Source organism: Micromonospora sp. NPDC047753 (assembly GCF_040642735.1).
Classification (GTDB): Bacteria; Actinomycetota; Actinomycetes; order Mycobacteriales; family Micromonosporaceae; genus Micromonospora.
Genome location: NZ_JBEYSL010000296.1, coordinates 1 through 8465, shown reverse-complemented (window position 1 = coordinate 8465; position 8465 = coordinate 1). Strand labels below are relative to the sequence as shown.

The window sequence follows — 8465 nt, the reverse complement described above, 5'->3', positions numbered from 1 at the left end:
GCCGGCGTCGATCCGGGTGATGTCGGCGCCCGCCCGCTTCATCATCTCTTCCTGGCGGGCCGGCGGGATGACCCGGTCCTCGGTGCCGATGACCGGACCGGGCCGCCGAGGTGGTCGCCCTGCTCGCCGAGGAGGGCGCGGCCGGCCCCGGTGACGATCTGGTCGCGGGTTGGCGTCGGCTGCGCACCGGCGTGGACGCGGGCGCGACCGCCCGTTGGCGCACCGAGGTACGCCGGCTGCGGGCCGCGCTGCCTGCCGACGCCCCGCCGAAGGGCCGCGCCGACGCCACCGGCCGCACCGGCCCGGGTGGACTGAGCGACGATCTCGCCGCCGGGCTGCTCGTCGGTCTGGCGTACCCGGAACGGTTGGCCCGGGTGCGGCGGCCGGGCGGCTCGGCGTACCTGATGACCGGCGGGACCGCCGCGGAGCTGGCCGCCGGCTCGGGGCTGGCCGGGTCCGACTGGCTGGCGGTGGCAGTCGCGGACCGCACGCCCGGCGCGCCGTCGGCCCGCATCCGCCGGGCCTCCCCGGTGGACGAGGCGACGGCCCGGGAGGCGGCCGGTCCGCTGCTGCGCACCGGCCGCGAGGTCGGCTGGTCGGACGGGGACGTGGTGGCCCGGGAGGTGACCCGGCTGGGCGCGATCGAGCTGGTCCAGCGGCGTCTGGAGCGGCCGGACCGGGCGGAGGTGGCCGCCGCGCTGCTGACCGGCCTGCGCCAGGACGGGCTGGGGCTGTTGCCCTGGACGCCGGCGGCTCGGGCGCTGCGCGAGCGGCTCGCGTTCCTCCGGCACCACCTGGGCGAGCCGTGGCCGGAGGTTGGCGACGACTCGTTGCTCGACGCCGCGCCAACCTGGCTGGGCCCGGAGCTGGCCGCCGCGCGACGCCGGAACGACCTGGCGCGGGTGGACGTGACGTCGGCGCTGCGTCGGCTGCTGCCCTGGGCGCAGGCCGCACGCCTCGACGAGCTGGCTCCGGAGCGGATCGAGGTGCCGAGTGGTTCTCGAATCCGGCTGGACTACGGCGACCCCGCCGCGCCGGTGCTCGCCGTGAAGCTCCAGGAGACGTTCGGCTGGCCGGCGGCCCCCCGCATCGCCGACGGTCGGGTGCCGGTGCTGCTGCACCTGCTCTCCCCCGCCGGCCGGCCGGTGGCGGTCACCGCCGACCTGGCGTCGTTCTGGCGTACCGGCTATCCGCAGGTCCGCTCCGAGCTGCGCGGGCGCTATCCCCGGCACCCGTGGCCGGAGGATCCGGGAACGGCCAAACCCACCCGGCACGCCACGCCGCGTCGGCGCTGAGCGGCGGTCTACTCCTCGACGACGTCGGCCACCACGACTGTGACGTTGTCCGGCGCGCCGGCGTGCAGGGCCAGGTCGATCAGCTTGGCGGCGCAGGCGTCCCGGTCCGGATAGCCGCTGAGCACCTCGGTGAGGGTGTCGGGGCGAACCACGTTGGAGAGGCCGTCGCTGCACAGCAGCCACCGGTCGCCGGCCCGGGGCACCATCGTCGCGTACGACGGGGACACCTCGTCACCCTGCAACGCCTGGGTGACCACGGCCCGGCGCGGGTGGCTGCTGGCCTGGTCGGCGGTGATCACGCCCTGGTCCACAAGCATCTGGACGAACGTGTCGTCCCGGGTGACCTGCTTGAGCACGCCCTCGCGGAACAGGTAGGCCCGGGAGTCGCCGACGTGCGCGAGCGCCAGACAGCTGCCGGTGCGGGCGAAGAGCAGGGCGGTCAGCGTGGTCCCCATCCCCTGGCGCTCGGGATCCTCGGCGACCGCCTGTCGGATCCGGGAGGTGGCCAGCGCGATGCCGCCCTCGAGTGCGGCCACCAGGGCGTCCTCGGGTGTCTCCAGGTCCAGCGGGGCGACCGCGTCGATGGTGAGGGCGCTGGCCAGGTCGCCGGCGGCCATTCCGCCCATGCCGTCGGCGACGGCGACGAGCCAGGTGCCGGCGTGCAGAGCGTCCTGGTTTCCGCTGCGGATCAGCCCACGGTCGCTCGTTCCCACGGAACGCAGCTTCAGGGTCATGGGTGGCAGCCTGCCAGGCGAAGGGCGCAGTTGTCTCTAGGAGATCAGGACGACGGCGCGTGGCGCGGCCAATCTCACGTCCGGAGGGCGGCGCGTCGGGGGTGCCGCTCGGGCTGGCCGCCCACGTCGGATGCTGAAACCCATCCAACCAGATCAATTGACAGGGCGTGCCGGCACTGGAAACATCGAGCAGACACCTGGGAGCGCTCCCAGCGTCTTCCCAGCTCCGTGCCACCACCACTGTCCCACCTCCCGTCCCGGAAGGACTCCCGTGACGCCATCCCGACGCCGCCTCCTGCTGGCTGCGGCGACCACCCTGGCCCTCACCGGCGCGGGCGCCGGCGCGGCCCACGCCGACCCACCACCGGACGCCCCCGAGCAGATCGACAACGGCGACTTCAGCGAGGGGGTGTGCAGGTCCGCCCCCTGCAGGACCTGCACGCCACTCTGCGGGCGGCCCAGTGACACTGTTCGAGCAGGTCGTACGACCTGGGTTGTTCCGGATCGGCGGCGGGGACGCCGAGGCGGCGCACGAGTGGACGCTGCGGCGGTTGGCGGCCCTGTCGCGGCGGCCGGCCGCGCTCGCCGTGCTGCGGGCCCGCTACGCGGTCGACGCGCCGCGCACCGTGTTCGGGGTGCGGTTCCCCAACCCGGTCGGGTTGGCCGCCGGGATGGACAAGGACGGCGCGGCGCTGCCGGCCTGGCCAGCGCTCGGCTTCGGTTTCGTGGAGGTCGGCACGGTCACCGCGCACGCCCAACCGGGCAACCCGAGGCCGCGGCTGTTCCGGCTGCCGGCCAGCGAGGCGGTGGTCAACCGGATGGGCTTCAACAACGCCGGGGCCGCCGCGCTGGCCGCCCGGTTGTCGGCGCTGCCGCGCCCGCTCGGGGTGCCGCTGGGCATCTCGCTGGGCAAGTCCAAGGTGACAGCGTTGGACGAGGCGGTCGAGGACTACCTCGCCTCGTACCGGGCGCTGCGCGGGCACGGCGACTACTTCGCGGTGAACGTGTCCTCACCGAACACCCCGGGTCTGCGGTCGTTGCAGGACCGTGCCCACCTGGACGCGCTGCTCGGCGCGTTGGTGGGGGAGAAGCCGGTGCTGGTCAAGATCGCGCCAGACCTGACCGAGGCGGCAATCGCCGAGCTGTTGGAGGTCTGCCTGGCCCGGGGCGCCGCCGGGGTGATCGCCACCAACACCACGCTGTCCCGGGACGGGCTGGCCGACGTCGACGTCGAGCGTGGCGGGCAGGCCGGCGGCCTCTCGGGTCGGCCGCTCACCGGGCGGGCCCGCGACGTGGTCGCCTTCGTCCACTCCGAGACCGGCGGCCGGCTGCCGATCGTCGGCGTCGGGGGTGTGCTGGACCCGGACGACGCGGCGCGGATGTTCGATGCGGGCGCCGACCTGGTGCAGCTCTACACCGGTTTCATCTACCGCGGACCGGCCCTGGTCCGCGCCGCCGCCCGCGCGGCGGCCGCAACGGCGGCACCGGAAGCGGTCGCCGGCCGGTGACCGCCCCCGGTGCGGTGCCGGCCCGGTGCAACGGGGTACCGGGCCCGCTCCGCGTCGACGACACCACGCCCGTTGTTGCCCCTTTGCTCTGCACCCGTGGGTGCACCACTCGGCGCGCGACACCCGGCCGCCACCGGATGTCGCGTCCGCGGGTGCAGAGCAAAGGCGGCGGAAATGGAAGCGGCGGCCATGGCGGGGGAGGCGGCGGAGAGGTTCGACCCGGCCGCAGGACGTCCGCCGTCCGGACCGCTTGAGGCGCAGAGGAGTACGCGTGACACCCGAGGAGATCCTGGCCGCTGACCGGGCGCACGTCTGGCACCCGTACGCCGCGCTGCCGCCGGCCAACCCGCCGTACGTGGTGCGCGGCGCCGAGGGGGTACGGCTCACCCTGGCCGACGGGCGGGAGCTGGTGGATGGGATGTCGTCCTGGTGGGCGGCGATCCACGGGTACCGGCACCCGGTGCTCGACGCGGCGGTGACCGACCAGCTCGGTCGAATGAGCCACGTGATGTTCGGCGGGCTCACCCACGAACCGGCGGTGCGGCTGGCCCGAACCCTGGTCGAGCTGACCCCGGACGGCCTGGAGCACGTGTTCCTGGCCGACTCCGGCTCGGTCAGCGTCGAGGTGGCGGTGAAGATGTGCCTGCAGTACCAGCGGGCCGTCGGGCGGCCCCAGCGGCGCCGGCTGGCGACCTGGCGGGGCGGCTACCACGGCGACACCTTCCATCCGATGAGCGTCTGTGACCCGGAGGGCGGGATGCACCACCTGTGGGGCGACGTGCTGCCCCGGCAGGTGTTCGCCCCGGTGCCGCCGGGCGGTTTCACCGATCCGCCCGACGACGGTTACGTGGCCGCGCTGGTGGAGACGGTCGAGCGGCATGCCGACGAGTTGGCCGCGGTGATCGTCGAGCCCGTCGTCCAGGGCGCCGGCGGGATGCGCTTCCACCACCCGGGTTACCTGCGGGTGCTGCGCGAGGTGACCCGCGCGCACGGAATTCTGCTGATCTTCGACGAGATCGCCACCGGGTTCGGCCGTACCGGCGAAATGTTCGCCGCCGGGCACGCCGGGGTGACGCCGGACGTGCTCTGTGTGGGCAAGGCGCTGACCGGCGGCTACCTCACGCTCGCGGCCACCCTGTGCACCGCGGAGGTCGCCCGGGGCATCTCGGCGACCGGTGTGCTGGCGCACGGGCCCACGTTCATGGGCAACCCGTTGGCCTGCGCGGTGGCGAACGCCTCCATCGGGCTGCTGCGGGCCGGAGACTGGGCCGGGCAGGTCGCCAGGGTCGGCGCCGGCCTGCGCGCCGGTCTGGAGCCTCTGCGCGGCATGCCGGGCGTGGCCGACGTACGGGTCCTCGGCGCGATCGGCGTGGTCCAGCTCGATCACGAGGTCGACCTCGGCGCGGCGACGGCTGCCGCGGTCGCCCAGGGGGTGTGGCTGCGCCCGTTCCGCGACCTGATCTACACGATGCCGCCGTACGTCACCGACGATGCCGACGTGGCCCGGATCGCGACCGGGGTGGCGGCGGCGGTGGCGGCTGGCTGAGTCGGCCCGGCCACCGGGTCGACGGGTTACCCGGGCGGGTCAGCCGCCCGGACGAGAAGAGGGGAACACTCCGATGGAGAGCTTCGGTACCCGGCTGCACCGGGCGATCACCGAGCGGGGCCCACTCTGTGTGGGCATCGACCCGCATCCGGGTCTGCTGGCTCAGTGGGGCCTCCCGGACGACGTTGAGGGGCTCGACCGGTTCAGCCGAACCGTGGTGGAAGCCCTCGGTGACCGTGTTGCGGTAGTCAAGCCTCAGTCGGCCTTTTTCGAGCGGTTCGGATCCCGAGGTGTGGCGATTCTTGAGTCAACTATCCGACAGTTACGGGATGCCGGCTCGCTCGTTCTGCTCGACGTCAAACGCGGCGACATCGGCTCGACGGTGAGCGCGTACGCCGCCGCGTACCTTGATCCATCCAGCCCCGTGTATGTCGACGCGGTCACCGCGAGCCCTTACCTCGGGGTCGGTTCGCTGGCGCCGATGTTCGAACTGGCTGCCGAGCACGGCGGCGGCGTGTTCGTGCTGGCCCTCACCTCCAACCCCGAGGGTGCCGCCGTGCAGCGGGCCGTCACGGCCGACGGCCGCACCGTGGCGCAAACCGTGATCGACGAGATTTCCCAGCTCAACAGGGGTGCGTCCCCACTCGGGAGCTTCGGTCTGGTGGTCGGCGCGACCATCGGTGACACCGGTCACGACCTCTCCGGTGTGGGCGGCCCACTGCTCGCTCCGGGGCTCGGCGCGCAGGGTGCCGGTGCGGCCGATCTGCGGACCGTCTTCGGTTCGAGCCTCGCCTCGGTGCTCCCGTCGTACTCCCGGGAAGTGCTCTCGGCGGGCCCTGATGTGGTCGCGTTGCGGGCCGCCGCGGACCGCGTTCTGGTCGACTGCCGGGCCGTTCTGCCTGCCCGGTGACTGACTGACGGGTCGGTCACTCTACGGTGATCATGCGGCCCCCACGTTGCCGAAAGCTCCGTTGGCCGCTAGTTTTCCCCGCGCTGGGAACCATGGACCCCTTGGTTCACAGCGACACCACGTTTCACAGATGCGGCGGTGCGCCCCGCCCGCCGCGATAGGGACCTGAGGAGAACTGGTGCCGCTCCCGTCACTGACCCCCGAACAACGCGCTGCCGCGCTCGAGAAGGCCGCGGAGATCCGCAAGGCCCGTGCTCAGCTGAAGGAGCAGCTCAAGCAGGGCAAGACCACCCTCGGTGCTGTCCTCGAGCGGGCCGAGAGCGACGACGTCGTTGGCAAGCTCAAGGTGTCGGCCGTCCTGCAGGCCATGCCGGGCATCGGCAAGATCCGGGCTACCCAGATCATGGAGAAGCTCAAGATCGCCGACAGCCGTCGCCTGCGTGGCCTCGGCGAGCAGCAGCGCAAGGCACTGCTTGGAGAGTTCGCCGCCAACTGAACCTGGCAGCGTGTAGAAACAAGCAGTGAGCACGGATGACGAGGCGCGCCCGGCGGCTCGGCTCACTGTCCTGGCTGGACCTTCGGGTTCCGGCAGGGAGAGTGTCGTCGAGCTTGTCCGGGCGCGTTCTCCGTCCGTGTGGATCCCGGTCGCGGCAACCACCAGGCCGCGCCGGGAGTCGGAGATCGACGGGGTGGACCGCGTCTTCCTCGCCCCCGCCGAGTTCGATCGACGGATCGTCGACGGCGAGCTGCTGGAGTGGTCCCGGATCGGTTCGCACCGCCGGGGCACCCCGTACCCACCGCTGCGCGCCCGGCTCGACGCCGGGCAGCCGGTGCTGCTCCCGCTCGACCTGCGCGGCGTCCCACTGGTCCGGGCGCGCCTGCCCGATGCCCGGCTGGTGTTGCTGAGCCCACCCGGGTACGCGCCCGACGCCACGGTGGCCGCCACCGTCGCGTACGCGCTGACCCACGACCACACCGAACGGGTGGTTGAGGAGCTGGTAGGCTTACTCGGTTCTTCTTATCCGGATCCGGCCTGGTCACGCGTGCGTGGCTGACGGTCGGCCGCCGTTGAGACTCAGCACCGCGTCCGCGCGGCTCGAAAGACGCAGAGGTTAATTCGTGGGATCCATCGCCAACCCCGAAGGCATCACCAACCCGCCGATCGACGAGCTCCTCGAGAAGACGACGTCGAAGTACGCGCTGGTCATCTTCGCCGCCAAGCGCGCGCGCCAGGTCAACGCCTACTACAGCCAGCTCGGTGAGGGTCTGCTGGAGTACGTCGGCCCGCTCGTCGAGACCACCCCGCAGGAGAAGCCCCTCTCCATCGCCATGCGCGAGATCAACTCGGGCCTGCTCACCGCCGAGCCGACCGACCAGCCGTAAGCCCCCGCTGGCCGATGTCCGCCTCGATCGTCCTCGGGGTCGGTGGCGGCATCGCCGCCTACAAGGCGTGCGAGCTGCTGCGACTCTTCACCGAATCGGGTCACCGGGTTCGGGTGGTGCCAACCGCGTCGGCGCTCCGCTTCGTTGGAGCGCCGACCTGGGCCGCGCTCTCCGGTCAACCGGTCGCCGACGACGTCTGGACCGACGTCCACGAGGTGCCCCACGTCCGGCTCGGTAAGCAGGCCGACCTGGTGGTGGTCGCGCCGACCACCACCGACCTGCTCGCCAAGGCCGCCCACGGCCTCGCCGACGACCTGCTGACCAACACCCTGCTGACCGCCCGTTGCCCGGTCCTGCTGGCCCCGGCCATGCACACCGAGATGTGGGAGCACCCCGCCACAGTGGCGAACGTGGCCACGTTGCGCTCGCGCGGGGTCCGGGTCATCGAACCCGCCGTCGGCCGGCTCACCGGCGCCGACACCGGCAAGGGCCGGCTGCCCGACCCGGCGGAGATCTTCGCCGTCGCCGGTCGGCTGCTGGCCCGTGGCGACTCCGCCCCCGCCGACCTGGCCGGTCGCCGGGTGGTGGTCACCGCCGGTGGCACCCGCGAGCCTCTCGACCCGGTGCGTTTCCTGGGCAACCGCTCGTCGGGCAAGCAGGGGTACGCCTTCGCCCGCGCGGCTGTCGCCCGGGGTGCCCGGGTCACCGTGATCTCGGCCAACGTCGGCCTCGCCGACCCGGCCGGGGTCGACCTGATCCGGGTGGGCACCACCGCCGAGTTGCGGGAGGCGACAGTCAAGGCCGCCGTCGAGGCCGACGCGGTGGTGATGGCGGCGGCGCCGGCCGATTTCCGGCCCGCGACGTACGCGACTGGCAAAATCAAGAAGTCGGACGACGGTGTCGCACCCACCATCGAGCTCGTCACGAACCCGGACATCGCGGCGGAGCTCGGCCAGCGCAAACGGCCAGGGCAGGTGCTGGTGGTGTTCGCCGCCGAGACCGGCGATGCCGAGGCCAACGGTAGGGCGAAACTCGCCCGCAAGCGGGCCGACCTGATCGTGGTCAACGAGGTCGGTCCGGACCTGGTCT

General features: G+C 72.9%; 8 protein-coding genes and 1 pseudogene. 8 read left to right on the top strand and 1 reads right to left on the bottom strand.

The features are described 5' to 3' along the window. Positions 1-92: 92 nt before the first annotated feature. Positions 93-1295 (top strand): annotated as a pseudogene (locus tag ABZ749_RS22805) (ATP-dependent helicase C-terminal domain-containing protein); the annotation flags it as partial. Between the two features lie 8 nt (positions 1296-1303). On the opposite strand, the gene ABZ749_RS22800 reads toward ABZ749_RS22805, so the two are convergent. Beyond that, on the bottom strand, positions 1304-2029 hold the full coding sequence (locus tag ABZ749_RS22800; RefSeq protein ID WP_357207008.1) for a protein phosphatase 2C domain-containing protein: 726 nt from the start codon (positions 2027-2029) through the stop codon (positions 1304-1306). Between the two features lie 461 nt (positions 2030-2490). On the opposite strand from ABZ749_RS22800, the gene ABZ749_RS22795 reads away from it, so the two are divergent. The 7 genes from ABZ749_RS22795 to coaBC all read left to right on the top strand — a co-directional run. Continuing rightward, positions 2491-3537: a quinone-dependent dihydroorotate dehydrogenase gene (locus tag ABZ749_RS22795; protein ID WP_357230827.1), complete on the top strand. Its 1047-nt coding sequence runs from the start codon at positions 2491-2493 to the stop codon at positions 3535-3537. Between the two features lie 271 nt (positions 3538-3808). Further along, positions 3809-5083 carry an adenosylmethionine--8-amino-7-oxononanoate transaminase gene (locus ABZ749_RS22790; protein ID WP_357230824.1) on the top strand — a complete coding sequence of 425 codons (1275 nt, stop codon included), beginning with the start codon at positions 3809-3811 and terminating at the stop codon, positions 5081-5083. A gap of 73 nt (positions 5084-5156) precedes the next feature. Next, a complete protein-coding gene (gene pyrF, locus ABZ749_RS22785) occupies positions 5157-5993 on the top strand; it encodes an orotidine-5'-phosphate decarboxylase (protein WP_357230822.1) in 837 nt (278 codons plus the stop codon). A gap of 178 nt (positions 5994-6171) precedes the next feature. Further along, positions 6172-6489, top strand: coding sequence for an integration host factor, actinobacterial type (mihF, locus tag ABZ749_RS22780; RefSeq protein ID WP_030335662.1), 318 nt, complete (start codon positions 6172-6174; stop codon positions 6487-6489). Positions 6490-6514: 25 nt separating this feature from the next. Beyond that, complete coding sequence (locus tag ABZ749_RS22775) at positions 6515-7048, top strand: guanylate kinase (protein ID WP_355009192.1); 534 nt, start codon at positions 6515-6517, stop codon at positions 7046-7048. Positions 7049-7112: 64 nt separating this feature from the next. Then, complete coding sequence (rpoZ, locus tag ABZ749_RS22770) at positions 7113-7376, top strand: DNA-directed RNA polymerase subunit omega (RefSeq protein WP_030335666.1); 264 nt, start codon at positions 7113-7115, stop codon at positions 7374-7376. Between the two features lie 14 nt (positions 7377-7390). After that, a partial coding sequence (coaBC, locus tag ABZ749_RS22765) for a bifunctional phosphopantothenoylcysteine decarboxylase/phosphopantothenate--cysteine ligase CoaBC (RefSeq protein ID WP_357230819.1) occupies positions 7391-8465 on the top strand: 1075 nt, incomplete at its 3' end.

What these genes read in the sequence shown, in the direction of transcription:
- ABZ749_RS22800 (WP_357207008.1), bottom strand. Translation starts at nt 2,029, where the DNA reads ATGACCCTGAAGCTGCGTTCCGTGGGAACGAGCGACCGTGGGCTGATC.
- pyrF (WP_357230822.1), top strand. Translation starts at nt 5,157, where the DNA reads ATGGAGAGCTTCGGTACCCGGCTGCACCGGGCGATCACCGAGCGGGGC.